Source organism: Stenotrophomonas sp. YJH_SMC_69 (genome assembly GCF_059370495.1).
The window spans coordinates 324050-347934 of record NZ_JCAFTS010000003.1 but is presented as its reverse complement, the minus strand read 5'-3'; the positions used below and the strand labels follow the sequence as shown (position 1 = coordinate 347934).

Below are 23885 nucleotides of genomic sequence, written 5' to 3'. Positions count from 1 at the left end.
GTTGGCGCCGTTGTTCGAGCGAACGCGGACACGTCCGTGCCAACCAAGGTTGGCACCTACCAGGACATCAGCGCGTCGGCGCGAACTGCAACCGGGTCCACACGCCGTAGTGGTCCGAGGCCCAGCGACCGCTGTCATCGGGCTGGTCGAACAGGAGCTTCGCTTCGCGCGCGACCATCCGGTCCTGCTGGAAGAAGATGTGGTCGATACGCGAAGGTGCCTGGTAATAGTGCCGGTTCAAGGTGCTGACCCCGGCCAGGTCGGTGTTGACGTGCACGCTGCCATAGCTGTCGCCGTAATGGCTGCGCAGCTCGCTCAGGTCACCTGCGTCCACCAGCGCATTGAAGTCGCCCGCGATCACCACCGGCGCGCCGGCCGAGGTAGCGGTGATGAAGCGCAGCAGGTCCTCGACCTGGGTACGGCGGATGCGCTGACCACTCTCGTCGTTGCGCTCGTTGAGATGCGTGGCGTAGACGTTCACCGGCGTGCCGTCGACGTCGATGCGCAGGTGGGCCACCGTGCGGTAGTCGTCCAATGGCAGCAGCAGATGGTCCCCCTGGGCGAGGATCGGCCGCCGGGTCAGCAACGCATTGCCGTAACGCTTCGGCGCACCCACCGGATCGGTGGACACGAATACGTACTTGTAGCCGAGTTGGCTGGCCAGCCACTGCGCCTGGTTGCGCACGTTGCGGCGCTGGATCACCTCCTGCAGCGCGATGGCATCGGGCTGCAGGCGCTTGAGTTCGGCCAGGATGGTACGGCGGCGGCTTGGCCAGTCTTCGCGGTCATGATGGAGGTTGAAGGTGACCATGCTCATGCCTGGCGCGCTGGCGATGTCCACCGCTGGCGATGCGACCTGCGGCACCGCCGCCAGCGTCAGCCCTGGCAATGCCAATGCAATGGCCAGCCCCAGGGCGCGCACCGTCGCACGCGCTCCCTCCCCTTGTTGCTTCATCGTTACTGCCCCTTGCGCTCGGCGCGGCGCACCGCGCCCGGTACATCGATCTCGACCCGTGCCGGCAGCTGGTGCACGTGCAGTTCCTTGTTGATCCATTCGGCCGCTTCGCCGTTGATGGTCGCCTCGCCCGGATCACCGGCGTACGGCCACGGCAACACCACGCCACCGACCGGTGGCACCAGGCCCGGCTGCACCTCCAGCACCAGCTGCTTGTCGCTGCGCTGCAGGCGGTAATTGAGCTGGCCCTGCGGCGTGCGAAGGCCCTGCACGGCGATGCCCTCGCCCTGCAGCCAGGCCGTCGGGATGCCGGCGGCCAACACCAGCGCATCGTCCATGTCACGACTGTAGGCGAACATGTCCAGGGCCGAGCGCACGAAGTCCGAGGCGACCCAGGCATGCGGCAGGTCACCGACGAAGAACGGCTTGCGCGGCGTGCGCGAGACCACTTCGGCCCACTGGTTCCAGGCCTGCGGCGCACGGTCCTTGAAGAAGAACTCGGTCGCCTGCCAGGCGCGATCGCGCCAGCCCAGGCGAACGAAGGCGGCCACGTTGCGCCATTCGTACGGCGTGTAGTCCTTCCACTCGCGCTTGCCATCGCGGCGGGCCACGAATTCCTTCCAGTAGCGCTCGAAGGTCGCCTCCAACGCCTGCTGCGGCAGCCGGCCCTGCTCGCCGCCCGGCGCCAGCGCGATGGTGGTCGAGGTCGCGTCGAAATCGCCCAGCTCGGCCGAGCCCGGCAGGTAGTCGATGTTGTGCTGCTGCATCGCCGACAGCAGTGACGCCTGCAGGTCATCACGGAACTGGTCACGCGACTCGGCGATCTGCATCGCTTCGACCTTGCCCAGCTGGGCCGCCAGCGATGCTGCGTCCTTGTAGCCGCGCAACGCCCAGAAATTATCCCAGTACGAATGCATCGGCTTGGCCGAATAGCCTTCGTGGCTGATCGAGGCCGGCATCATCCCGTAGAACGCCGGATTGCGCGCACGGTTCTCTTCGGTACGCTCGCTGGCACGCAGCTGCTCCATGTAGCTGTAGGCGCCCTGCACGTGCGGCCACATCAGCTCGGCGAAGGTGCTGTCGCCGGTATAGCGCCCATATTCGGCGATGCTGTAGATCAGCTCACCGTGGCTGTCGTTCTCCGGTACCGGGTCGCTGCCGCGCGCATCGACACAGCACGGCACCTTGCCGTTCTCGAACTGGTAAGGCGCATACCAGTTGATGTAGTCACGCACGGCATCGCTGCGCCCCATGCGCAGCAGGCCTTCGGAAATCATCGCGCCGTCGCGGATCCAGCTGCGCGCGTACGAGCGCGTGCCCGGCTGCAGGCGCGGGCCGACCCGGGAGATCAGCATGTGCGCCACGGCGGTGCGCAGGGTGTCGACCAGGGCCTGGCCTGCCGCCGGCACCTGCAGCGAGACCACGCCCAGCGCGTGCCGCCACTGTTCGGCCACCTGCGCCTGCGCCTTGGCCACGTCCAGCGCCTGCGGCGCCCAGCTCCCGGTCTGCGGCAGCACCACTGCCACTTCGCGGCTCTGCCCGGGTTCCAGCTTGATCGTATACAGCAGCGCACCGGACGCCATGCCGGTACTGTCCTTCACTGCCGTAGTGGCCGGATACTTTCCGGACGCAAGATGCATCGCATCGAGCTTGCCATCGAACGTGCTGGCGAAACGGGCATCGGGCACCTGCAGTGGATAGATGCGCGGCTCGCCGTTGATGCGTACCAGCTGTTCGCCCACGTCCAGCGCATCGATGCGGCTGAAGCCGCCGACGGTGTTGAGGAACTGGGTCGGCGGGTTGACCTGCCAGGGGCGGATCGCCAGCGCCAGGGTGTACTCGTGCGCCACCTTGTCCGGATTGCTCAGCCGATAGCGGCCGATCAACTGCGCGCGCTCCGGCGTGCCCTGCACGAAGCTGGTCACCGCCAGGCCGGCCTTCTCGTGCACCCAGTCGACGTTGGCGATCGGAAGATAGTGGTCCTGCAGCGACTGGGTAGTGGCCACCTTCGACCAGTCCAGCAGCTTGCCGTCGAGGCGGATGAACGGCTCGATGCTGAAGCTGCCCTTGGCCGGCTCCAGCGCACCGTCCTCGCTGATCAGCGCCTGTTCCTGGCCGCCATCGAGGCCGAGCAGGGTCCAGTACGGCTGTTCGCCCACATACGCACGCGGCAGCGAACCGCGCGGCAGGTCGGCCGCCACCGAGGACAGGAAGGCGTTCGGCGTGGCGGCGAACGCCAGCGGCTTGAGCGTGATGTCACGGATGCCATAGCGCCAGTTCGGGCCATCGAGCAGATCGAAACGCACGTAGCGTGCGTCGGTGTCCGGCAGCGCCAGCCAGTCGCGGCCACCCGCACCGCCGGTCACCTCGCGCACAGTGCGCCAGTCCCGGCCATCTTCGGACGTCCGCACGGTGTAACGATTGGCTTCCAGGTTCGGCAGCCAGTCGATCACCGCACCGCCGATCTCGCGGCTCTTGTGCAGGTCCAGGCTGATGGTCTGCTGCTTGACCCCGCCGCTGATCCAGAACGTATCGCCCTTGCCATCGATCATGCGGTCCTGCAGCGCGGTGGCGGTATCGGCGATGACCGATGGCACCAGTGCCGAATCATCCTGCGGTGGCAGGCCCTGCAGGGTCAGCTTGTCGAAGCACACCGTGCCGCGGCCACCGACCTTGCTGTAGATCGTGAACTCGACCGCGGCGCTGCGCGCCATCTCCTTCTCGGGCGACGGCCCCCACGCCTTGTCGATCTGGCGACGCCGGTATTCGACCGGTGTCCACGCCTTGGGGAAGCTGTAGCCCGGGCGGTTGACCCACCAGACGTTGTCGCCGCTGGCATCGATCAGCTTGAACTGCAGGTCGTTGGCCGGCGAATCACCACGCAGCTGGAAGCCGAAACGGTAGTTGACCGGGTAGTCGATGTTCAGCGCGCGGCGGATGCCGACGTAGCCGGAGACCTTGTGGAAATCATAGTCCAGGCACAGGGCACGGCCGCCGCCGGCGCCGCTGACCGGCCGCAGCGAACCACTGACCTGGTCGGACAGCACCAGTTTCCAGGCGCCGATATCGTCGAAGTCGTCCAGCACCTTCGGCGCCGGCAGTGCCGGTGGTGCGGCGATCGCCAGGGAGGTCCACAACAGTCCCAGTCCAACGGCGATCGCTCGCTTCATCCCTTGACGCTCCCCAGCAACAGACCTTGGATGTAGTACCGCTGCAGCACCAGGAACAGCGCCAGCACCGGAACCACGGTGACCACCGCGCCAGCCATCATCATTTCCACGTCCATGATGTGTTCGCGCGAGAGGGTGGCCAGCGCCACCGGCAAAGTGTAGTGCTCCTGGTCGGTCAACACGATCAGCGGCCACATGAAATCGTTCCATGCGCCCATGAAGGTGAAGATCGCCAGGGTCACCAGCACCGGCTTGAGCATCGGCAGCACGATCTGGAAGAAGATGCGCAGCTCCCCTGCCCCGTCGATGCGCGCCGCTTCCAGCAGTTCGTCCGGGATCGAACGTGCGTACTGGCGTACCAGGAAGATGCCGAACACGCTGGCCAGCGCCGGCACGATCACGCCGCCGAAGCTGTTGACCAGCCCCAGCTGCTTCATCAGCAGGAACAGTGGCAGCATCGCCACCTGCGCTGGAATCACCAGCGCCGCCATCAGTACCTGGAACAGGCGCTCGCGGCCGACGAAGTTGAGCTTGGCGAAAGCGTAACCGGCCATGGTGTTGAGCAGCAGCGAGCCGATCGTGATGCCCAGCGACACCAGCAGGCTGTTGGCGAAGTTGCCGCCCATGCCGGTGCGCGCGAACAGTTCATGGTAGTTGTGCGTGGTGATGCTCGAAGGCAGCAGCGGCGGCGGGAAATGGCTGGCCTCGCCCTGCGGCATGAACGAGACCGAGACCATCCACAGCAGCGGTGCCAGGCTGACCAGGGCCAGCACCAGCAACGCACCATTGATCATCCAGGGGTACCAGCGCGACTGGCCGATTTCACGACTCATACCAACTGCCTCTTGCGGCCGAAACGCAGCATCACGGTGGTCACCGCCAGGATGATCAGGAACAGCAGGAACGCCACGGCGGAGGCGCGTCCCAGGTTCCACCACTTGAAGCCTTCCTCGAACATGAAATACAGCACGCTGACGGTGCTCTGCAGTGGGTCGCCGCGGGTCATCACGTAGGGTTCGGCGAACAGCTGGAAGTAGCCGGACACGGTAATCACCCCGACCACCAGCAGCACCGGGCCGAGCATCGGCAGGGTGATGTGCAGGAACTGCTTCCAGCGCGAGGCACCATCGATGCGCGCCGCTTCGTACAGGTCATGCGGGATCGCCTGCAGGCCGGCCAGGAAGATCACCATGTTGTAGCCGAAGTTCTTCCACACCGCGAACAGCATGATGGTCGGCATCGCCCAGTTGGGATCACCCAGCCAGTCGATCGGGCTGATGCCCAGATGGCCCAGGCCGTAGTTCACCAGGCCATAGCTGGTATGGAACAGGTAGCGCCAGATCACCGCCACCGCCACCAGCGTGGTCACCACCGGCGCGAACAGGGCCGTGCGGAACAGGGCCTTGAAGCGCGCGGCCGGTGCATTGAGCAGCATCGCCGCGCCCAGCGACACGCCGATCGACAACGGCACGCCGATCAGCACGAAGTAGGTGGTGTTCCACAGCGACTTCCAGAACATCGGCGTCTGCAGCAGGTCGATGTAGTTGCCCAGGCCGACGAAGCGCAGGTTGCTGCTATCGGCCAGTGCATAGAGGTCGAAGTCGGTCACGCTCAGTGCAAGCGCCGAGGCGACCGGCAGGCCGAAGAACACGCCCAGCACGATCAGCGAGGGGCCGGCGAAGATCCAGCCGGCCAGCGAAGTACGTTTCATTGCGCGCTCCCGGCGGCCACGGCGCTGCTCGATTGCGGCGACGGCGCGCGCTCCTGCAGGCGTTGTTGTTCATGCATCCAGCGGCGCTTGGCCAGCACCTTGTCCACGCGCTGGTCCAGCTCTTCCACGGCCTTGTCCTGCGGCAGGCCACCGCGCACCACCTTCTCGGTGACGATGCGCATTTCCTGCACGATGCGCTCCCATTCGAGCACCTTCGGCGTCGGCCTGACCCGCTCCAGCTGATCGCGGAACGCGGCCGCCAGCGGATCATTGGCCAGCGACGGCGTGTTCCACGCACTGCGGCGCGGCGGCAGGTCGCCAATGATCGAATGGAAGCGTGCCTGGATTTCCGGCCGCGACAGGAATTCGATCAGCTTCCAGGACGCCTCCTTCTGCTGCGACTTGCGGAAGATCACCAGGCTGGTACCACCGGCGATGCCCGCGCCCGGACCGTCCGGCCCCGGCAGCGCGGCGGTGCCCCACTGCCCTTCCAGTTCCTTCGGCTGCAGCTTCTTGAACTCGCGGATGTTCCAGGGGCCGGAGATGTAGAACACGTTGAAGCCGCGGAAGAATTCGTCCCAGACATTGGAGATCTGCGTCTCGGACATCTTCGGCGCCCAGCCCTGCTCGAACATGTTGGCGTAGAAGCCCAGCGTGCGGCGGAACCCCGGGCTGGAGAAATTGCCCCGGGTGTCGTCGTCACGCAGCAGCGGGTCGGGCTGCTGCAAGGCCAGCGACAGCTGCTGCTCGAACTCGTTGATCGGCATCAGCACCGCGTAGCGGCTCGGGCCCTGCATGCGCTTGATCGCCGCCATCTGCTCTTCCCATTCCTGCCACGTACGCGGCGGGTGGTCGTAACCGGCCTTGGCCAGCAGGTCCTTGCGGTAGTAGATCAGGCGCGTATCGACGTACCACGGCACGCCGACCAGCCCGCCGTGGATCACGTTGGTATCCCAGATGCCCTGGAAGTAGTCCTTCGGGTCGACCACGGTGGAGCGCTGCACGAACGGCTGCAGCGGGGTCAGCGCGTCGAGTTCGGCGAACTCCGGCACCCAGGTGTTGCCAAGCTGGCACACGTCCGGCAGGCCGTCGGCGGCGAACGCGGTCAGCAGCTTCTCATGCGCGGCGGTCCACGGGATGTTCTGCACATCCACCTTGATGCCGGGGTTTTCGGCCTCGAATTCGTGGATCAGCTCGCTGACCACCTCGGCTTCGCGGCCCATCGCCCAGAAGCGCACGGTGGTGGTGCCCGGTTCGGTACGGGCGCAGCCGGCCACGGCCAACGCGGCCAGGGCAGGCAGCGCCCAGCGGCGCAGGCGGTCGATCCAGTTCGGCATCGGGCTACTTGCCCTGGCCTGTGGTGCGGTTGGCATTGTTCTTCTGTTCCTGCGCGGCAGCCGCGCGTGATTCGGCGATACCCACCGCGCGTGCTGCCGCGGCCTTTTCGTCTTTCTGCAGTTCCAGCGGCTGGAACGACCCTTCCGGCGCCAGCCAGCCGCCACTGAACCCGGCCCGCTCCAGGCCCTTGCGGATGTACGGGTTCTTCTTCATCACTTCCCAGACGAAGTCATCGCGGTAGTTGGCGATCATGGTCAGGATCGGGCCCTGGTCGATGGCGATGTAGTCGCTGGCGACCCAGCCGCGATCGGGAACCAGACGACCGGTCTTGATCGGGATGTCGTAGTTGAAGCTGGGGTTGAACGAATCCAGGAAGCCGTAGCTGGAATAGATGTAGTCGCCAAAGCGCTTGTGCATCTCCAGCGTGGCCGGGATCACCTGCTCGGGGGCGAACACCACCGAGGCGATCGCAGCGGTCGGGGCGATGGTGCCGTCATCAAAGTTCTCGCGCAGGCCGGCGCCGCGCGAGGAGTAGTGGCGGAACTGGCGCTGCTCGCCGCGGTACTCCTGCGTGGTGTTCTGCGGACCATCGCTGGCGGTCAGGCCCCACACGTTCTCGCCATACTCCTTCCACTGCATCGGGTTGGCGATGGCATATTCGCGCTGGGCCAGCGCGGCCGACCGGCTGTTGAGGAAATAGGTGCTGCCGCGCTCGCGCATGTAAGCGTCCTGGATGTCGCGGAAGTCGATCCAGACGTGGCTGTACTGGTGGCCGAACAGCGGGCCGAAGGACAGGTATTCCTGGCCCTGGTAGACGCCCCAGTCGTTGTCGTAGGTACGCGTCCACACCGTCCACGCGTCCGGGCTGACCGGGTGCGTCGGCGAGCCCAGGGCGAGGATGTACACCATCATCGCCTCGTTGTAGCCCATCCAGTCGTGGTCGATGAAACCGCTCTCCGGGAACCAGCCCATCGAGATCAGCGGTGCACGCTGCTGCAGCCACGGCCAGTCGACCTTCTTGTACAACGTATCGGCGATCTGGCGGATTTCCTTCTCGCGCGGATCATCACCGTCGTAGTACGACTGCGCGAACAGCACGCCCATCATCAGCAGCGCGGTATCCACCGATGACAGCTCGACCCAGCTGTCGTAGCGACGGCCTTCCTGCATGTCCAGGAAGTGGTAGTAGAAGCCCTTGTAACCGGCCTTGCCGGTGCGCTGCGGGCCCATCGGCACGTCGCGGAAGAACTTCAGCGTGGTCAGCGTGCGGTCGATCGCCTGGTTGCGGCTGACCCAGCCGTTCTCGATGCCGATCGGATAGGCGGTCAGCGCGAAGCCGACCGAGGCGATGCTGGCGAACGGCCGCGACGGGTAGCGGTCCGGGGTCAGCCCGTTGACCTCGTTGGTGGTATCCCAGAAGAACTGGAAGGTGCGGCGCTCGATGTCATCGAACAGCGGCGGCAGCTCAGGCTTCATGGGCCGAGGCGGTGCATCGGCCTCGATCAGGATCACCGGCGGGCGCGGTTTGGCAGGTTCCTGCTGGGCCGGCTGGCAGGCGGCCACGGCCAGGCTCAGCGCTGCGGCGGACAACAGATGGCGTGCCTGCATGGCGCGGTTCCTCCGGTGGTCTGATCGATGGGAAAGCATACCGTCCAATGATCTGAAATCGTTTACAAGGTGTGTGCTTAAAAAACCACGAAAAACGTGGCCTGACACCGCGATCATTGCCCACGCCGCTGCCCCCTGGCCGGCAGCGGCGTGGGCAATGGACCGGCACGGGGCCGGCCATTGCCGTTTTCACCGATGCCGCCAGCGAGCCGGCGGCATCGGGTCATGCATCACCGCCCGGGCTTAGAAGCGGAAGCCCACTTCGGCCTTGACCTGGCGCGGAGTACCGATGATGTCGCCGGTCTCGTTGTAGCTGGCCTGCAGCTTGCCGTTGGTCTTGACGTAGTTGTAGGTGGAGAAGTTGTCGAAGTTGAACACGTTGATGATGTCCAGGCGGGCGTACAGCTCAGTGTTGCCCGGCATCTTGAACGTCTTCGTCGCCTGCAGGTCGACCGAACGGTAGCCGAAGATCTTGCCGCCCACCAGGAACTTGCCGGTTGCGTTGGGCACGGCCGCCTGCGGAGTCGGCAGCGTGTAGCCGCTGGCCTGCATCACCGGGTACCAGTCGTTGACGGCGGTCGGGGTGGCCAGGGTGATCTTGCCGCCGAAGGTGATGCCCCAGAAGCCCGCGTACGAACCGGTCACCACCAGGCGGTGGCGCGGCGCGCCGTTGGAACGGATGGTCGGGTAATCACCGATCAGACCGCGATCAAAGGCGTACTTCTCGTTGATGTCACGGTTGTGGCGCGCGGTGGTCCAGGTATAGGCGATCGAGGTGCCCCAACCGCTTTCCTTGGTGAACGGCTTCTGTGCCGACAGCAGGACCTGGGTGGCACGGGTCTTGATGCCCTGCTGGCCGATGATCAGGCTGCCGAAGCCCGGCACGTTGCAGCTCCAAGCCTGGCTCAGGCCCGGGGAGGTGCCACCACACAGGCGCGGATCATCGAAGAACTGGCCGGTCGGGTAGCGGTTGCCCAGGGTGAAGGCGAAGCCGTCGTAGCTCAGGGTTCGAGCGATGGTGGCGTCGGTCAGCCAGTCGCCGATCTGGTTGCTCATGCCCAGGCTGAACTGATCCGAGTACGGCGCCTTCAGCTTGTTGTTCAGCAGGTCCACTTCCAGGCCGGCATTGCTGGTCGCGCCGACCAGTGCCTGCAGGTTGCCGATGCCGTTGAGCAGGTTCGGGTTCCAGTCATAGCAGGCGGCCTGGCCGTTGATGCAGGCGCCGGTGGCCGGGTTGCGGAAGTAGATGGTCGGCTGCGGCAGGGCCAGCTTGGTGGTTTCCAGCTGCAGGTTGTCGAACAGGTCACGGTCGTAGGAACGGCCGGCACCACCATGGATCACGTGCTGCTCGTCGGCATTGATGTCATACGAGAAGCCCAGGCGCGGCTGCCAGGCATCCTTGAATGCCTTGCGGTTGTGACCGTTGCTGATGTAGTCGCTGATGTCCAGGCCGCCCAGTGCCAGCGAATCGGCATAGGTCTGGCCGGCCGGAGCGCGCGGATCCTGCGAATAGATGGCGTCGACCACCTGCTGCGGGGTCACGAAGTCCAAGTAGGACGGGGTCTTTTCGTAGTCCCAGCGCAGGCCGATGTTCAGCTGCAGGTGGTCATTGACCTGCCAGTCGTCCTGGATGAACACGCCGTACTGCTTGGACTTCGAACGCACTTCGCCGGACACGCCGGTCACGCCGGTCACCGGCTTGACGAACTGCGCCTTGTACGGAATGGAATCGGGGAAGTCCGGATCACCCAGCGAGTAGGTGAAGGTCGGGTTGATCTGCGCCGCATCGGACGCGTACAGGTCGATCTGCTTGTACTTCACGCCCATCTTGATGGTGTGGTCGCCCGCCCACTGGATGCCATCCAGGGTCAGGTTGTCTTCGATCGACCAGCCCTTCTGGCCCTTCACCTGCGAATCCAGTGCCGAGGCGCCACCGATCTTCACGATGGTGCGGTCTTCCGGGCCGTCCGGTGCGGTGTAGGTGATGCCGTTGGCCAGCGTCAGCGGGGTCGGATTGTTGAACGAATCTTCGTGGGTGACCATCAACTCGTTGTAGTAGCGCTCACCGCTGTGGTTCCAGCGCAGGGCATAACGACGGTCGGTGTTGACCACTTCACGGCCGGCTTCCGGCGAGGTCTGGCCGCTGAACTGCGACTGGGTTTCGTCGCGGTCCTGGAAGGTCAGCTCGATGCGGTCGTTGTCGGTCGGCTCGAAGTCGATCTTGCCGAAGATCAGATCCTGCTGGAACGGCTGGCTGGCCGGGCCGAGGCCGGCGGCACCGGCGGGCGGCAGCAGGCCGGCAGCGCCGGTGACCGCGCCATCCGGCGCGATGGTGACCGGCAGGTCGAAGCGCTTGGCTTCGTAGGTCACGAAGAAGTGCGCCTTGTCCTGGATGATCGGGCCGCCCAGGGCGAAGCCGTATTCCTTCTCGGCCGAGACCATCTTTTCCTTGCCACCCTGGCGCTCTGCCGGGGTCTTGGCACGCATGTCTTCATCGGTGTAGCGGTAGAACGCCTCGCCCTTGAACTCATTGGTGCCGGACTTGGTCGCAGCCGTCACGGCGGCGCTCGACACCTGGCCGTACTCGGCCTTGTAGTTGCCGCTGATGACCTTGTATTCACCGATGGCGAGCTGCGGGAACGGGTTGCCTGCGCTGCCGGACTGGCCGGCCACGCCGCCGCCCTTGACGTAGCTCTTCTGGCCCACACCGTCAATGTACACGTTGGTGCCGTCGGCGTTGGTCGCACCGCCGCGCAGCGAGGTGTTGCCCTTGGCGTCACGGGTGAAGATCATGCCCGGCACCGCGTCGGCGAACTCCAGGAAGTTGCGCGACACCTGCGGGGTGGTCTGGATCTGCTGCAGGCTGACGGTCTTGCCGACTTCGGAGGTGCGCACTTCCTGCAGCAGGGTCGGCGCGACGACGTTGACGGTGTCCAGGTTGGTGGCCGCGGTCGAACCGGGGGTGCTGCTGGCGGCACCGGCAAAGTTCAGCGTCGCGGTCGAGGCCACGGTGACGGTGACCTTCTGGGTCTGGCCGTTGGCGACCACGTCATAGGTACCCGGGTCCAGGCCCATCAGCGAGTAGCTGCCGTCGGCGCGGATGGTGCCACGGCGGACGGTACCGGTGGCCACGTTGGTGGCGGTCACTTCGGTACCTGCCTGGGCGCCGGCAACCTGGCCGCGCAGGCTGGCGTTGGCCGACTGCGCCATGACGTTGGGGGCGGCGGCCAGCATCAGGCAGCTGACCAGTGCGGTGCTCAGCAGCCGGCGCGCCGGCATGCGGAAGGTGGTATGCATCATCAACTCAATCTCCGGGTGGCGGTAACCGCTTGCGCGGTCCCTGCGATCAGTCAAAAAAAAGAAGGAACGCCTCTGGCTTCAATGGCCGGATGGCGGAGTGGTGGAATCGCGAACTATCAAGCGGGGAACCAGGGTCTGCTTGTCCCCTGTCCCATCCGTGGAGGTGCCGTCCATCAACTGCATCAGACGCGTCATGGCCCGGTCGCCGAGCTCGGCGATGCTGACCTGCATGGTGGTCAGCGACGGGTGGACGAAACGCGCCAGTGGAATGTCATCGAAACCTGCCAGGGCAACATCGGCCGGCACACGGACACCAGCCTGCGTGAACGCATACAGGCAGCCCAGGGCCATCATGTCGTTGGCGGCGAACACGGCATCGGGCAGCGCTCCGGCTGCCAGCAACTCCTGACCGGCGCGATGGCCGGAAGCTTCGTCGAAATCACCGGGCAGCTCGATGCCTTCGGCGCCACTGCCAAACGCCACCAGCGCGTCACGGAAGCCGCGCAGGCGCTCGCGCGCGTCGAAGTTGAGGTCCGGGCCAGAAATGAAGGCAATGTGGCGGTGGCCGGCGTCCAGCAGGTGGCGGGTCATCGCCATCGCACCGGCGTGGTCGTCGATGCTCAGCACCGGATGGTCCTGCCCGGGCAGATAGGTGTTGATCAACACCGTCGGCAGCGACTGCGGCAGGTTGTCGGTCAGGAAGCCCGGGCTCTCGGCATAGGGCGAGAGCACCAGCAGGCCGTCGACGCGGCCGCGCATGGCACGCAGGGCGGCGCCCTGCTGTTCCTGGTCGCCGTGGTAGCTGGACACCAGCAGGTGCTGGCGGCGGTTGCGGGCCACGCCGTCGATGCCGCGCATCAGTTCGGAGAAGAATTCGCCGTACAGGTCAGGCAGCACCACGCCCACCGTATTGGTGCGGCGGCTGCTCAGGCTGCGAGCGGCGGCATGCGGGGTGTAACGCAGCCGTGCGGCCACCTCCAGCACAAGCTGGCGGACCGGTTCGGCGACATTTTCATGCCCGTTGAGCGCGCGGGAAACCGTGGCCACGGAGACCCGGGCTTCGCGTGCGACGTCTTTGATTGTGATAGCTGCCTTGTTCACGAAGCCGCCCTCCACGGCTTGGACCTACCAGCATTGGCGCGGAATGTAAGCGTTTCCATCTGGGCTTGTAAACAGTCCGTTAGGCGAATGTCCCGAAATGGACATGAAAACCTGTCCGTGGCCAGGCCCTTGCGGACCCGCCAGGACAGTGCGGGACAAGGGCTCAGCCCTGTTCTGACGGGGTATGTGCGCGGATGGACAGCGCGTGGATATCGGTGTCCATCATCGACCCCAGCGCGGCATAGACCGCGCGATGCCGGGCCAACGGAGCCAGTCCGGCGAAGCGTTCACTCACCACATGAACGTTGAAATGGCCGCGCCCGTCGCGCGCGCCGGCATGGCCGGCATGGCGATGGCTGTCATCCTCGATCTCGAGCACGCTGGGTGCCAGCGCCTGCTGCAGCGCATCACGGATCCGCTCGATCCGTTCCGCGTTCACGGCAGGACCTTGCGGAACGGGCGTACCTGCACGCGGGTGTAGACGCCGGCAGCCACGTACGGGTCGGCATCGGCCCAGGCCTGGGCCTGCGGCAACGACTCGAACTGCGCGATCACCACCGAGCCGCTGAAACCGGCCGGGCCCGGGTCTTCACTGTCCACCGCCGGGCACGGGCCGGCCAGCAGCAGGCGTCCCTCGTCGCGCAGCGCGTGCAGCCGCGCCAGGTGTTCCGGCCGCGCCTGCAGCCGCTGCGCCAGCACATCCTGGCCGTCATACCCTTCGATCACATACCACACCGGCATTTCCTCGCTTGCGTTGTCGGGTCCGCAGATTCTAGCCAATGCAGCCCCCGCCCCGGTCCGGCTGGACACTGGCGCGGCAAAGGCTTACCCTAGACTCCATTGCACGTGGCTGGATGCAGCGGCCCGTCGGTTTTTGCGGCCAACGCAGCCCCCGACGACCGTCCCGCTGCTTCAAACCGGACCACCCGGCCGGGCCACGTAGACGACCTCCCCGTAGTTCTGTCGCTGCCGTTTACCGCGGCGCGTCCCGCTGTTTGATATGTGTGGAATCGCGCCGATCCCGGCGTGTCTGGCGCCTTGGGGCTCCGTGGCGTTGGCCCGGCGAACCCGGTGCCGCGACTGGTCCGTTGCAATCCTGATCTCCATTAGATGACTTCCGAACTCGCGCTCGACGCGAACCCGCCAACCCGGCCGCCCGCCCCCCAGCAGCAGGAAATGCCGCTGGCCGTGGTGCATGGGCAACCGGTCCTGCAGATTCCGCAGGACCTGTACATCCCGCCGGACGCGCTGGAAGTCATCCTGGATGCCTTTGAAGGCCCGCTGGACCTGCTGCTGTACCTGATCCGCCGCCAGAACCTGGATGTACTGGACATTCCCGTTGCCGAGATCACCCGGCAGTACGTGGAGTACATCACCGTGATGCGCGAGCTGCGCTTCGAGCTGGCGGCCGAATACCTGGTGATGGCCGCGATCCTGGCCGAGGTGAAGTCGCGGATGCTGCTGCCGCGCCCGGTCAGCGAGGAAGGCGATGAAGCCGACCCGCGCGCCGAACTGGTGCGCCGGCTGCAGGAGTACGAACGCTTCAAGCAGGCCGCCGAGAACATCGACGCCCTGCCCCGCCAGGACCGCGATACCACCGTGGCACATGCCTTCATGCCCGAACGTGCCACGGTGAAGCTGCCGCCGCCGGTGGACCTGAAGGAAATGCTGCTGGCCCTGCACGACGTGCTCAAGCGTGCCGAGCTGTTCAGCGGCCACGCCATCAAGCGTGAGGCACTGAGCGTGCGGCAACGCATGGGCGAAGTGCTGGGACGCCTGGAAGATGGCAAGTTCTATCGTTTTGAAGGGCTGTTCACCGCCGAAGAAGGCAAGCTGGGCGTGCTGGTCACGTTCCTGGCGGTGCTGGAGCTGGCCAAGGAACAGCTGCTGGACATCGTCCAGGAAGAACCGCTGGCGCCGATCTACGTGAAGTCGCTGGCGGCCGGCAACACCAATGCCCCGCTGCAGTTCAGTAGCGAGTTCGACGACAACGACGACGACGCCAATGCAGACGAGTGAGCGCTGACTGCCGATGGATCAATCGCTGATCAACCGCATTGTCGAGGGTGCCCTGCTGGCTTCCAGCCAGCCGCTCACCCTGGCCCAGCTGAAGGACCTGTTCCCGGAAGAGGAACCGGCACCGCCGGGCAGCATCGAACGTGCGCTGGAACGCCTGCGCGAGGCCTGCGAAGGCCGCGGCGTGGAACTGGTCGAGGTCGCCTCCGGCTTCCGCTACCAGGTCACCGGCGAAGTGCATGGCTGGATCAGCCGGCTGTGGACCGAACGCAAGACCCGCTACACCCGTGCCACCCTGGAAACCCTGGCGCTGATCGCCTACCGGCAACCGATCACCCGCGGCGAGATCGAACAGGTGCGCGGCGTGGCGGTCAGCAGCAACATCATCCAGGCGCTGGAAGAACGCGAGTGGATCCGCGTGGTCGGCCACCGCGACGTGCCCGGCAAACCGGCGCTGTTCGGCACCACCAAGGGCTTCCTGGACTACTTCGGGCTGAAGCGGCTGGACGAACTGCCGCCGCTGTCGGAGCTGAAGGACCTGGGCGAGCTGGAACCGCAGCTTGCCCTGGACCGCGATGCGCCGGCCGTCGCCGGTGCCGAGGGTCCGGACATCTCGGCCGGCGCCGATGGCGCTGCCGCGAACGATGATGCCAGCCTGGCCGGCAGTGACACCCCCGATTCCGCCGATGCAGCCCCTGCGTCGGCCACCGATGAGCAAGCACCTTCGCCCCTCGATGATGGGCACCCCGATTCCGCGCCGGGCGAGCGCGCGGTGCCCCTGAACGAACGCGAAGACAACGCCGTCGCGATGACGACCGTGGCTGTTGACCAAGCCGATTCCGAACCAGAGGCCGACCTCGAAACCGTCGGCCGGAGCAAAACTGATGAGTGACACCCCCCGTAACAAGCTCTCGCTGAAGCGCGAAGCCACCTCCGAACAGTTCAAGCTGGAAGAACGCCTGCACAAGGTGCTCGCCCAGGCCGGCCTCGGCTCGCGCCGCGCGCTGGAACAGCGCATCGCCGAAGGCCTGGTCAAGGTCAACGGTGAAGTCGCGCAGACCGGCATGTCGGTCAAGAGCGGCGACAAGATCGAACTGGATGGCCGCGGCTTCGTCGCCACCGCCCTGGCCGAGCCGTCGCGCGTGCTGGTCTACAACAAGCCGGAAGGCGAAGTGACCACCCGCGATGATCCGGAAGGCCGCCCGACCGTGTTCGAGTCGCTGCCGCCGCTGAAGGGCGCGCGCTGGATCGCCATCGGCCGCCTGGACATCAACACCACCGGCCTGCTGCTGGCCACCACCGACGGTGAGCTGGCCAACGCCATGATGCACCCGTCGTTCGAGGTCGAGCGCGAGTACGTGGTGCGCGTGCGTGCGCCGGAAGGCGAGGAAAAGGTCTCTGACGCCATCGTCGACCGCCTCACCCGTGGCGTCGCGCTGGAAGACGGCCCGGCCAAGTTCGATGAGATCGAACGCATCGGCGGCACCGATTCGCACGACTGGTTCCGCGTCGTGGTGAAGGAAGGCCGCAACCGCGAAGTGCGCCGGCTGTGGGAGTCGCAGGGCTGCCAGGTCAGCCGCCTGAAGCGCACCCGCTATGGCAAGGTGAGCCTGCCGCGCGAACTGGCCCGTGGCCATTCGGTGGAACTGGGCACCACGCAGGTTGAAGCCCTGCGCGCCCAGCTGAAGCTGGAAGAAGGCGCACCGTCGGCACTGACGCTGCAGCCGGTGATCGGCCAGCGCCGCGCGGCCAAGACCACCGTGCGCGTGCGCGAAGGTGGCCGTGGCAACGCCTACGTCAACGGCCACAACACCGCCGACGAAGGCCGCGAGCTGCGTCGTTTCGACAACGTCCGCGAAGACCGCGGCCGTGGTCGCGGCGGCAAGGGTGGCGGCTTCAAGGGCGGCCTGACGGTCAGCGGTGAAGCGGCAGCCAAGCAGTCGCAGAAGCCGTTCAAGCAGCGCGCCCAGAAGAATGATCGTTCGCTGCCGGAAGGCAATCCGGCCGCGTTCCGCACCTGGTACGTGCCGGATGGCGTGAGCACCGGCCCGAGCGGCCATCGCAACGCCGGCCCGGGCGCACGCGGCCCCGGTGCCCGTGGTCCGGGTGCAGGCGGCCAGGGCCGTCCGTACGGCAAGCCGAAGGGCCCGGGCGCAGGCGCCGGTGGCGGCCAGGGCCGTGGCGGCTTTGGTGGTGAAGGCCGTGGCGGCGCAGGCGGCCAGGGTCGTCCGGCCGGTGCGGGCAACCGCTCGCAGGGCCAGGGCAACAAGCACCCGTACGGTCATCCGGGCAACGCGCCGAGCTTCCCGTCCGACCACGCCACGCCGGGCTTCAACCCGTATGGCAGCCCGAAGCCTGCACAGGGCGCCCGTCCGGGCGGTCGCGGTCCGGGCGGTGGCAACCACCGTGGCCCGGGTGGTAACCGTGGCCCCGGTGGTCCGGGTGGCAACCGAGGCCCGGGCGGCCCCGGTGGCAACCGCGGTCCCGGCGGCCCGCGCCGCAGCGGCCCGCGCGGCGGCTGATCGGCAGCCACGTTGAAATGCAGAACCCCGGCTCCGTCCGGGGTTTTTCTTTGAAAAGGGGACGGAGGGGATTAAGTCGTTTTCGCCACGCCGTGCGTCGAAGGGCGAAAGCGACTTAATCCCCTCCGTCCCCTTTTGCGTGGCGCTGGAACGCGGCGGGCGTGGTGCCGGTCATGCTGCGGAAAAAGGCGATGAACGGACTCTCGGCGGAAAAACCAGTGTCCTGCGCAACGTGCCCGATGCGATGGCCAAGCAGCAGCAGCTCCATGGCGCGCATCAGGCGCCATTGCTGGCGCCAGGCCTGGTAGCCCATGCCGGTGTCGCGTTGCATCAACCGGCCGACCGTGCGCATGCTCAGGCCCGCACGCGCAGCGAGCTCACCCAGTTCAGGCGGCAGCTGCTCGGCCGGCGGCAGGCAGCGCGCGATGCGTGGATCGCGTGGCAGCGGCAGGTCCATCGGCGCCACCGGTGCGGCGGCGATCTCCAGCACGCACAACGCCAATTGATGGTGCGCGCGCGGCGCCCGCCAGTCATGGTCGAACGGCGCCTGCGCGATCGGTTCCAGCAATGCCTGCAGCAGGGGGCCGACGCCGATGATCGCCGGCTGCTGCGGCAGCCGTGCCGACAACGTGGCATCGAAATACAGCGAGCGGTAGTCCACGGCCTGGCGCATCTGTGCGCGATGGCGCAGGCCGCCGGGAATCCATGCCGCGCGCGAGGGCGGCAGCAGGCTGATGCGGTCGCCGAAGGTCAGCCGCGTGCAGCCCCGCCGGGTGTACAGCAACTGCGCGCGCGCGTGCTGGTGCCAACCCGAATCATGATCGGCCAGCGACGACGCGATGCCCAGCACCGGTGCGCTCCAGGCATCCGCATCGAAGTGCGCATCCGGTTGCAGCCACGCCATGTCCGATTTCATCCATTTCCTGGCCGGACCGACAGAGTGCGCCACTACGCCGGCCACCACAATACGCGGCCCTGTTTGCGGAGCACCCGCATGTCGCGTCGCCTGTTGTTGCTCACCATCGCGCTGCTGATGTTCCCCCAGTTGGCGCAGACCCTGTACAGCCCGGCCCTGGCCGACCTCGCCGGGCGCTTCGCACTGCCCCCCGGCGCCGCCAGCCAGGCCATGAGCCTGTACCTGTTCGGTTTTGCCGCCGGTGTCCTGCTATGGGGGCGGCTGGCCGACCATGTCGGTCGTCGCCCTGCCCTGCTCTGCGGCCTGGCCGTGTTCGTACTGGCCGCCTGCGGCGGCCTGCTGGCCAGCACGTTCGGCCAGGTCCTGCTGGCCCAGGCACTGGCCGCACTGGGTGCGGCGGCGGCCTCGGTGGTAACCCAGACCGTACTGCGCGATCACCTGAAGGGTCCGGCGTTGGCGCAGGCGTTCTCGTGGATCGGCATGGCGCTGGCCTTGAGCCCGGCGATCGGGCTGGCACTGGGTGTGCTGCTGGTGGACAGCCATGGCTATGCCGGCGTCCAGGCCGGCCTGCTGCTGATGGTCAGCCTGCTGATGCTCGGATGCGCAACGGGCCTGCGCGAGAGCCGCCCTGCGGAAGTCGCGCACACTCCCATGCTGCCACTGTTGTGGCAACTGCTGCGTGATCGCTGGATGTGGTCACAGGCGCTGCTGGTGATGGCGTTCAACGTGGCGATGTACAGCTGGTACGCGCTGGGCCCGTTCGTGTTCGAACGCCTGCACTGGCCGCTGGCCTGGTTCGGTGCCAGCGGCGCGCTGCTGGCGCTCGGCTCGGCGCTGGGTGCATGGGGCAATGCTCGCCTGCTGCGCGCAGGCGTTGCCTCTGCCACGCGCATCCGGCTCGCCGCAGGGCTGGTGCTGGCCGGTGGGCTGTTGGCTGCCTTGCTGCACAATCAGCCGGCACTGGTCGCGGCGATGGTACCGGTGGTGGCCGGGTTCGGCCTGGCCATTCCCAATGTGCTGGGCCAGGCCCTGCGCGGATACCCGCACTGCCTGGGCAGCGCCGGCGCCCTGTTCGGCCTGCTCTACTACCTGTTGATCGGCGTGGCGATGGCCGTGGTCGGCGCACTGCAACTGCTGGCGCCGACACTCATCGTGTGCGGCGTGCTTGCCCTGTGGCTGCAGCGGCCGGCACGGCTCAGCGCCGGCTGATGGTGAAGGCGGCGCCGTCCACGCCCAGATCCCAGCCCTTGCCGGTGCCGGACAGGGCCAGCGAGATGTCGCCCTTGGTCATCACCTGCGCGTTGCTGGACTTCACGGCACCCGCATGCGCGCCAACCGAGGCGTAGGTGCCCAGCAGCTCGTTGACGCTGACGGCGCCGGTGAAGCTGCCACGGCCATTGGTGATCTTCGACTTGCCCACGGTCAGGCCGCCGCCCTTCACTTCGATACGCACCGGCAGGCTGGTGCCGTTGCTGCAGCTGACCGTGCCGTTGCCGGAAGCGGTCTTGTAGATCAGTGACCAGCCGGACAGGTTGTAGCGCAGCTGGCAATCGAGGTTGCCGGCGGCGTGCGCGGCCGGGGCCAGCGTGGCAGCGGACAGGGCCAGCAGCAGGGCGAAGGGCTTGTTCATGGCAGGACTTCCAGTTCGGTCGGACTGCCGGCGAATCTAGCAGCGCGCGCGTGCACGCTGGATGCAGGCGCGCGCGCTGCGTGGCAGGCATTCAGCCGCCGTCGTGCTGTTTCAGGCCTGCTCGTCCAGGTGGAAGGCATCAGCATCGAGCATCGCCGGGAAACGCGCGCGATGTGCAGCCAGTGCGTCGGCCGAAATGGTGGTGGTCACCACCTGTTCGCGTTCGCGGATCTCCACCTGCGGCTGGCCGAGGAAGTCGATCACCGCGCTGTCGCCGGCGTAGTGCAGCTGGTTGCCGTCCACGCCGACGCGGTTCACCGCCGCCACGAAGCACAGGTTCTCGATCGCCCGCGCACGCAGCAGGGTCTTCCATGCATAGGCGCGCGCCGACGGCCAGTTGGCGACGAAGATCTGCAGGTCGAAATCCAGCTGCTGCGGGCGTTCGACGTTGTAGCGGTTGCGGCAGAACACCGGGAAGCGCAGGTCGTAGCAGACCTGCGGATTGATCCGCCAGCCCTTCCATTCCACGCTCAGGCGCTCACGGCCAGCGGCATAGCGCTCATGCTCGCCGCCGTAGCGGAACAGGTGCCGCTTGTCGTAGTACTGCAGCCCGCCATCAGGCGTAGCGAACAGCAGGCGGTTGTAGACGCCGTCGCCCGCGCGCAGCTGCACGCTGCCGATCACCGCCGCGTTCAAGACCTTGGCCTGTTCGCGCACCCAGGCCACGGTCGGCCCGTCCATGCCTTCGGCCTGGGCGATGGCGTCGTTGGAGAAGCCACTGGTGAAGGTCTCCGGCAGGATCACCAGGTCGGTACTGCCGGCCAGCGGTGCCAGCAACGCACCGTAGTAGGCGCGGTTGCCGGCCGGGTCATGCCAGCGGGTGTCGCCCTGGACGAGGGAAATGCGCAGGTCCTGCATGTCCGTGTCTCCGCTCACAGCAGGCGCAGGCGTTCGATCGCCGCGTCCATGGTCGCTTCGTTCTTGGCAAAGCACAGGCGCACCAGGCGCTGGCCGGCCGGCGGAGTCTCATAGAACGGCGACAGCGGAATGGCGGTGACGCCCTTCTCGATGGTCAGCCACTTCACGAACTCATGGTCCGGCAGGTCGCTGATCGCCGAATAGTCGACCAGCTGGAAGTAGCCACCCGGGACCGGCAGCGCTTTCAGGCGGGTGCCGGCCAGCTGCTCGCGGAAGCGGTCGCGCTTGGCCTGGTAGAACGCGCCCAGTTCCAGGTGGTGTTCGGGTTCGTCGCGGATCATCGCGGCGAAGCCATGCTGCGCCGGGCCGAAGCTGGTGAAGGTGTTGTACTGGTGCACCTTGCGGAACTCGGCGGTCAGCGCCGGCGGGGCGATCGCATAGCCGATCTTCCAGCCGGTGCAGTGGTAGGTTTTGCCGAAGCTGGAGATGACGAACGCGCGCTCGCGCAGTTCCGGGTAGCGCAGCGCCGATTCATGGCGACGGCCGTCGTAGATGATGTGTTCGTACACCTCATCGGAGATCAGGTAGATCTGCGTGCCGCGCAGCAGTTCGGCCAGCGCCTGCATGTCCTGCGCCGACAGCATCGCGCCGGACGGATTGTGCGGGGTGTTGACGATCAGCATGCGGGTGCGCGGGGTGATCGCTGCGCGCACGCGGTCCCAATCGACCGCGAACGTCTGCGGATCCAGCGACACATGTACGGCCCTGGCACCGGCCAGGTCGATCGCCGGTTCGTAGCAGTCATACGCCGGGTCCAGCACGATCACTTCCTCGCCGGCACGCACCACGGCGTGGATGGCGTTGAAGATGGCCTCGGTGCCACCGCTGGTGACGGTGATCTCGCTGTCCGCATCGACCTGCGCGCCGTAGCAGTCCAGCACCTTCTGTGCGATGGCCTGGCGCAGCGGCGCCACGCCAGTCATCGGCGGGTACTGGTTCAGCCCGGCGGCCATCGCCCTGGCGGTCTCGTCGATCAGGCGCTGCGGCGCCGAAAAGTCCGGGAAACCCTGGCCCAGGTTGACCGCGCCGTGTTCGGCGGCGAGCTGGGACATCACGGTGAAGATCGTGGTACCGACCTTGGGCAGCTTGGTGGTGGGTTGCATCGGCCTGGGCTGTGGGGGAACAGACCTGCGAGTTTACGCAATCCGCGCGTCGGTAGTGCCGGCCGCCGGCCGGCAACCTCGGCTGGCAGATAGCGAAATTGCCGGCCAGCGGCCGGCACTGCCAACGGCATTCACCGCTACAATTGCCGCCGCACTCCGGCATGAAGACCTTTGCCCCTTGAACACCCCTGCATTGCTGGCTGCCAGCGGCCTGAGCTTCTCCCGCAATGACGAGCCGGTGTTCGGCCCGCTGGACTTCCATGTGGACGCCGGCGAAGCCCTGCTGGTGCAGGGCGGCAATGGCGCCGGCAAGACCACCCTGCTGCGCGTGCTGGCCGGCCTGGCCCGGCCCGGTGCCGGCCAGGTGCGGATCGACGGCAAGCCGGCCAGCAATGCCGAGCGCGCGCGCTATGTCGCCTACCTCAGCCACCTGCCAGCGCTAAAACCGGACCTCGGCACGCTGGAAAACCTGCATTTCCTGTGCGGCCTGCACGGACGGCGTGCGCGGCAGATGCCCGGCAACGCGCTGGCCATCGTCGGCCTGGCCGGTTATGAGGACACCCTGGTACGGCATCTGTCGGCCGGACAGAAGCGGCGGCTGGCACTGGCGCGCATCTGGCTGTCGCCGGCACCGTTGTGGCTGCTGGACGAACCCTATGCCAACCTCGACCTGGAGGGCATCACCCTGGTCAACCGGATGATCTCGGCGCACCTGCGCGCCGGCGGCGCTGCGCTGGTCACCACCCACGGTGCCTATGCCGCACCGCCGGTGCGCACCCGCCAGCTCGACCTCGGCGGTGCCGCGTGATCGCGCCGGGCACCGAACCGGGCCTGTGGCAGACCGCAGGCGCCCTGCTCAAGCGCGACCTGCGCCTGCTCTGGCGCCGCCGCGGCGATGCGCTGCAACCGCTGCTGTTCGCGGTGCTGGTAGTGGTGCTGTTCGCCCTGGCCCAGGGCCGCGAACCACAGCTGTTGGCCGCCACCGCCGGTGCAGTGCTGTGGCTGGCCGTGCTGCTGGCCGGACAGCTGTCGCTGGATTCGCTGTTCCGTTCCGACGCCGAGGATGGCTCGCTGGAACAATGGCTGCTGGCGCCGGTGCCGCTGGCCTGGCTGGTGCTGGTGCGCGTGCTGCTGCATTGGGCCACCACTGCGCTGCCGCTGATCGTGGTCAGCCCGCTGCTGGCCGAAATGCTGCATCTGCCGCATGACCAGCTGCCGATGTTGCTGGCATCGTTGCTGCTGGGCACGCCGTTGCTGAGCCTGATCGGTGGCGTGGTCGCCGCGCTGACCGTAGGCATCCGACGCTCTGGTATTCTCGTGGCGCTGCTGTCGTTGCCGCTGTACGTGCCGGTGCTGGTGTTCGGCGCAGGCAGCCTGGCGGCAGCCGGACGCGGACAGGATCCGGTCGGTGCGCTGCTGATGCTGGGCGCCGGCCTGCTGGTCGCGCTGGTGCTGGCGCCGCTGGCCACTGCCGCTGCAATACGTATTTCTCTGAGTTGACCGAGCTGAGAGCCAATCCACCCCTGCTGGATAGCCG

20 protein-coding genes are annotated in these 23885 nt (G+C 66.8%); 6 read left to right on the top strand and 14 right to left on the bottom strand.

What is annotated here, in order from left to right; translation table 11 throughout:
* Positions 1-67 precede the first annotated feature (67 nt).
* The 10 genes from AC5P8F_RS07170 to AC5P8F_RS07125 form a co-directional block, all read right to left on the bottom strand.
* Positions 68-955, bottom strand: coding sequence for an endonuclease/exonuclease/phosphatase family protein (locus tag AC5P8F_RS07170; RefSeq protein WP_032960121.1), 888 nt, complete (start codon positions 953-955; stop codon positions 68-70).
* A 2-nt stretch (positions 956-957) separates the two neighbouring features.
* Positions 958-4125 (bottom strand): discoidin domain-containing protein, encoded by a 3168-nt coding sequence (locus tag AC5P8F_RS07165; protein ID WP_053496314.1) that lies wholly within the window; start codon positions 4123-4125, stop codon positions 958-960.
* Positions 4122-4958, bottom strand: a complete 837-nt coding sequence (locus tag AC5P8F_RS07160) for a carbohydrate ABC transporter permease (RefSeq protein ID WP_006456347.1) — start codon at positions 4956-4958, stop codon at positions 4122-4124. The genes AC5P8F_RS07165 and AC5P8F_RS07160 overlap by 4 nt, the downstream gene beginning before the upstream one ends.
* Positions 4955-5836: a carbohydrate ABC transporter permease gene (locus tag AC5P8F_RS07155; protein ID WP_005410323.1), complete on the bottom strand. Its 882-nt coding sequence runs from the start codon at positions 5834-5836 to the stop codon at positions 4955-4957. The genes AC5P8F_RS07160 and AC5P8F_RS07155 overlap by 4 nt, the downstream gene beginning before the upstream one ends.
* Entirely contained in the window at positions 5833-7173 is a 1341-nt protein-coding gene (locus tag AC5P8F_RS07150; protein WP_014647749.1) for a sugar ABC transporter substrate-binding protein, read from the bottom strand. The genes AC5P8F_RS07155 and AC5P8F_RS07150 overlap by 4 nt, the downstream gene beginning before the upstream one ends.
* A 4-nt stretch (positions 7174-7177) precedes the next feature.
* Entirely contained in the window at positions 7178-8782 is a 1605-nt protein-coding gene (locus AC5P8F_RS07145; protein WP_014647750.1) for a glucoamylase family protein, read from the bottom strand.
* 243 nt (positions 8783-9025) lie between these two features.
* The gene (locus AC5P8F_RS07140; RefSeq protein ID WP_111206003.1) at positions 9026-12082 is read right to left on the bottom strand and encodes a TonB-dependent receptor; all 3057 of its coding nucleotides are present in this window, start codon (positions 12080-12082) and stop codon (positions 9026-9028) included.
* Between the two features lie 78 nt (positions 12083-12160).
* The gene (locus AC5P8F_RS07135; protein WP_111206002.1) at positions 12161-13198 is read right to left on the bottom strand and encodes a LacI family DNA-binding transcriptional regulator; all 1038 of its coding nucleotides are present in this window, start codon (positions 13196-13198) and stop codon (positions 12161-12163) included.
* A 148-nt stretch (positions 13199-13346) separates the two neighbouring features.
* Positions 13347-13622 (bottom strand): BolA family protein, encoded by a 276-nt coding sequence (locus AC5P8F_RS07130; RefSeq protein ID WP_014647753.1) that lies wholly within the window; start codon positions 13620-13622, stop codon positions 13347-13349.
* Positions 13619-13918: a YciI family protein gene (locus tag AC5P8F_RS07125; RefSeq protein WP_014037825.1), complete on the bottom strand. Its 300-nt coding sequence runs from the start codon at positions 13916-13918 to the stop codon at positions 13619-13621. The genes AC5P8F_RS07130 and AC5P8F_RS07125 overlap by 4 nt, the downstream gene beginning before the upstream one ends.
* Positions 13919-14293: 375 nt before the next feature.
* On the opposite strand from AC5P8F_RS07125, the gene AC5P8F_RS07120 reads away from it, so the two are divergent.
* From AC5P8F_RS07120 to AC5P8F_RS07110, 3 genes are read left to right on the top strand one after another with little or no spacing between them, the layout of a single operon-like run.
* Positions 14294-15202 carry a segregation and condensation protein A gene (locus AC5P8F_RS07120; protein WP_014647754.1) on the top strand — a complete coding sequence of 303 codons (909 nt, stop codon included), beginning with the start codon at positions 14294-14296 and terminating at the stop codon, positions 15200-15202.
* 13 nt (positions 15203-15215) lie between these two features.
* A complete protein-coding gene (gene scpB, locus AC5P8F_RS07115) occupies positions 15216-16091 on the top strand; it encodes an SMC-Scp complex subunit ScpB (RefSeq protein WP_014647755.1) in 876 nt (291 codons plus the stop codon).
* On the top strand, positions 16084-17721 hold the full coding sequence (locus AC5P8F_RS07110) for a pseudouridine synthase (RefSeq protein WP_126411172.1): 1638 nt from the start codon (positions 16084-16086) through the stop codon (positions 17719-17721). The genes scpB and AC5P8F_RS07110 overlap by 8 nt, the downstream gene beginning before the upstream one ends.
* Before the next feature lie 115 nt (positions 17722-17836).
* On the opposite strand, the gene AC5P8F_RS07105 is transcribed toward AC5P8F_RS07110, so the two are convergent.
* Positions 17837-18625 (bottom strand): AraC family transcriptional regulator, encoded by a 789-nt coding sequence (locus AC5P8F_RS07105; protein ID WP_049442508.1) that lies wholly within the window; start codon positions 18623-18625, stop codon positions 17837-17839.
* A 90-nt stretch (positions 18626-18715) separates the two neighbouring features.
* On the opposite strand from AC5P8F_RS07105, the gene AC5P8F_RS07100 reads away from it, so the two are divergent.
* Positions 18716-19846 (top strand): MFS transporter, encoded by a 1131-nt coding sequence (locus tag AC5P8F_RS07100; RefSeq protein WP_014647758.1) that lies wholly within the window; start codon positions 18716-18718, stop codon positions 19844-19846.
* Here the strand turns inward: AC5P8F_RS07100 and AC5P8F_RS07095 are convergent.
* From AC5P8F_RS07095 to AC5P8F_RS07085, 3 genes are all read right to left on the bottom strand, one after another.
* Positions 19833-20267 carry a hypothetical protein gene (locus tag AC5P8F_RS07095; RefSeq protein ID WP_014037831.1) on the bottom strand — a complete coding sequence of 145 codons (435 nt, stop codon included), beginning with the start codon at positions 20265-20267 and terminating at the stop codon, positions 19833-19835. The two genes, AC5P8F_RS07100 and AC5P8F_RS07095, sit on opposite strands and share 14 nt — an antisense overlap.
* 111 nt (positions 20268-20378) lie before the next feature.
* On the bottom strand, positions 20379-21185 hold the full coding sequence (locus AC5P8F_RS07090; protein WP_495227787.1) for an amidohydrolase: 807 nt from the start codon (positions 21183-21185) through the stop codon (positions 20379-20381).
* Between the two features lie 14 nt (positions 21186-21199).
* Positions 21200-22348: a pyridoxal phosphate-dependent aminotransferase gene (locus tag AC5P8F_RS07085; protein WP_032960092.1), complete on the bottom strand. Its 1149-nt coding sequence runs from the start codon at positions 22346-22348 to the stop codon at positions 21200-21202.
* Between AC5P8F_RS07085 and ccmA the strand changes: the two genes are divergently transcribed.
* Together ccmA and ccmB are read left to right on the top strand one after the other, a co-directional pair.
* On the top strand, positions 22302-23156 hold the full coding sequence (gene ccmA / locus AC5P8F_RS07080; RefSeq protein WP_425604372.1) for a heme ABC exporter ATP-binding protein CcmA: 855 nt from the start codon (positions 22302-22304) through the stop codon (positions 23154-23156). The two genes, AC5P8F_RS07085 and ccmA, sit on opposite strands and share 47 nt — an antisense overlap.
* Positions 23153-23848 carry a heme exporter protein CcmB gene (ccmB, locus tag AC5P8F_RS07075; RefSeq protein ID WP_006456616.1) on the top strand — a complete coding sequence of 232 codons (696 nt, stop codon included), beginning with the start codon at positions 23153-23155 and terminating at the stop codon, positions 23846-23848. The genes ccmA and ccmB overlap by 4 nt, the downstream gene beginning before the upstream one ends.
* Positions 23849-23885: the final 37 nt, after the last annotated feature.

Excerpts from the sequence above, each read along its gene's own strand:
- AC5P8F_RS07170 (WP_032960121.1), bottom strand. The coding sequence starts at position 955 with ATGAAGCAACAAGGGGAGGGAGCGCGTGCGACGGTGCGCGCCCTGGGG.
- AC5P8F_RS07165 (WP_053496314.1), bottom strand. The coding sequence starts at position 4,125 with ATGAAGCGAGCGATCGCCGTTGGACTGGGACTGTTGTGGACCTCCCTG.
- AC5P8F_RS07160 (WP_006456347.1), bottom strand. The coding sequence starts at position 4,958 with ATGAGTCGTGAAATCGGCCAGTCGCGCTGGTACCCCTGGATGATCAAT.
- AC5P8F_RS07155 (WP_005410323.1), bottom strand. The coding sequence starts at position 5,836 with ATGAAACGTACTTCGCTGGCCGGCTGGATCTTCGCCGGCCCCTCGCTG.
- AC5P8F_RS07150 (WP_014647749.1), bottom strand. The coding sequence starts at position 7,173 with ATGCCGAACTGGATCGACCGCCTGCGCCGCTGGGCGCTGCCTGCCCTG.
- AC5P8F_RS07145 (WP_014647750.1), bottom strand. The coding sequence starts at position 8,782 with ATGCAGGCACGCCATCTGTTGTCCGCCGCAGCGCTGAGCCTGGCCGTG.
- AC5P8F_RS07140 (WP_111206003.1), bottom strand. The coding sequence starts at position 12,082 with ATGATGCATACCACCTTCCGCATGCCGGCGCGCCGGCTGCTGAGCACC.
- AC5P8F_RS07120 (WP_014647754.1), top strand. The coding sequence starts at position 14,294 with ATGACTTCCGAACTCGCGCTCGACGCGAACCCGCCAACCCGGCCGCCC.
- scpB (WP_014647755.1), top strand. The coding sequence starts at position 15,216 with ATGGATCAATCGCTGATCAACCGCATTGTCGAGGGTGCCCTGCTGGCT.
- AC5P8F_RS07110 (WP_126411172.1), top strand. The coding sequence starts at position 16,084 with ATGAGTGACACCCCCCGTAACAAGCTCTCGCTGAAGCGCGAAGCCACC.
- AC5P8F_RS07105 (WP_049442508.1), bottom strand. The coding sequence starts at position 18,625 with ATGGCGTGGCTGCAACCGGATGCGCACTTCGATGCGGATGCCTGGAGC.
- AC5P8F_RS07100 (WP_014647758.1), top strand. The coding sequence starts at position 18,716 with ATGTCGCGTCGCCTGTTGTTGCTCACCATCGCGCTGCTGATGTTCCCC.
- AC5P8F_RS07095 (WP_014037831.1), bottom strand. The coding sequence starts at position 20,267 with ATGAACAAGCCCTTCGCCCTGCTGCTGGCCCTGTCCGCTGCCACGCTG.
- AC5P8F_RS07090 (WP_495227787.1), bottom strand. The coding sequence starts at position 21,185 with ATGCAGGACCTGCGCATTTCCCTCGTCCAGGGCGACACCCGCTGGCAT.
- AC5P8F_RS07085 (WP_032960092.1), bottom strand. The coding sequence starts at position 22,348 with ATGCAACCCACCACCAAGCTGCCCAAGGTCGGTACCACGATCTTCACC.